General features: G+C 34.0%; 2 protein-coding genes. Both read right to left on the reverse strand.

Translation table 11 applies throughout. The features are described 5' to 3' along the window. The coding region (locus AWB54_RS14940; protein WP_153014767.1) for a hypothetical protein at positions 1–810 on the reverse strand (810 nt) is incomplete at its 3' end. Between the two features lie 13 nt (positions 811–823). Further along, positions 824–1,353, reverse strand: a 530-nt coding sequence (locus AWB54_RS16025; protein WP_160328970.1) for a hypothetical protein, incomplete at its 5' end; no start/stop codon positions are given.

The following is a 1,353-nucleotide window of genomic DNA, read 5'->3' on the forward strand; positions in this document are numbered from 1 at the left end:
CATTTGAAAACTGAAATTATAATTATTACCATCTATAGGTATATCAACAAGTGGTCCATGTACTGTGGGGGGATTCCAACCTGAGCCATATTCTGCTACTCCTATGTCGGTTTTTTCTAGTGTTCCAGTTAGATTCTTTACAGAACAATCTATTGTTATCATTTCACCCGGCAACTTATTGCCAATATCTTTACTTCCTATCCAGACTTTGAAGTCTGGTACATTGGCTACTTTCCAGGTTACTAATATGGGCATATAAAACCTATGACCACTTACTTGTCCTCCCTGCCATGGTTTTGTTTTATCTTCTCCCCATGATTCTATCCAACCTAATAATTTTGTATCATATTCTACTTCTACTTTTCCGTTACCTAAATATTTGGAATTAATATTTATTATATCTTTTGCCTGAAAATCTCTATACATATTAATATATTCAATAATAGTAGTAGCACTTACTGCATCTTGATAATCATTTACAGCAGTGTTTGGTGTTATAAATGTTATTGATTCTACTCCTACAACTGAGCCAGCTATATCTGCAGGTGCAGATATTACATAAGGAAGTATATGGGGATTACAAAGAGGACTGTCAAGGCTATCTGCCTCTACTGGTCGATAATGTTCATTATATTTCGGAGGTTCGGATGCTATCCATTGACCTGCTGAATTTTTCCAAACATCAAAAGAACCTATATCAACCTGTTTTTTTATTGTGGAAGTGGAATTGCTATTATCTCCATATACATAGACCGGTGTTACTAATAATAAGCTAAAAACAAATAGTAATAATAGAACTTTTTTTCTCATAATACTATCCTCCTTATTTAAATAGATTGTCTACAAAGTAGAAATCTTCGTTAAACCACATGCCAATCTTATTAGATTGACTAATATCATTCTTATGTCTGTCTTCTATATAATAATAGGCCACATATTTTCCACCTTCTGGTCTCCAAGCTGAATTAATGCTAACATCTCCTACTGCATGAATCTTAGTATTATTAAAATATAATGAAGGGGCAAATTCCATATTTGGATTCTTGTCTGTAGTAACAGCTAAACATTCTCTTTTGTTAAATGTTACTTTTTTAATACTTTCAATCTTAATGCCCTTTGTAGCACTAATGAAAGGAATAGTGGTTTCATACCCATCTACTTTAATTCCAGGTAATGAGCCTGGTGGTTCTATTTTTCCTAATTCTTTAAGTTGGCCAGGTAGCTGTGGCTGGGGTTTTTGTTTTTTGAGTTCTTGGGCTATTTGTTCTTCTATTTTAGCTATTTCTTCTTTTGTTTGACCCTTTGTGAATACATGGGCTGCTCTACTAGCATCATGCCATGTTACTGCTGCAC

It is taken from the genome of Syntrophomonas wolfei subsp. methylbutyratica (genome assembly GCF_001570625.1).
GTDB classification, from domain to species: Bacteria; Bacillota; Syntrophomonadia; order Syntrophomonadales; family Syntrophomonadaceae; genus Syntrophomonas; species Syntrophomonas methylbutyratica.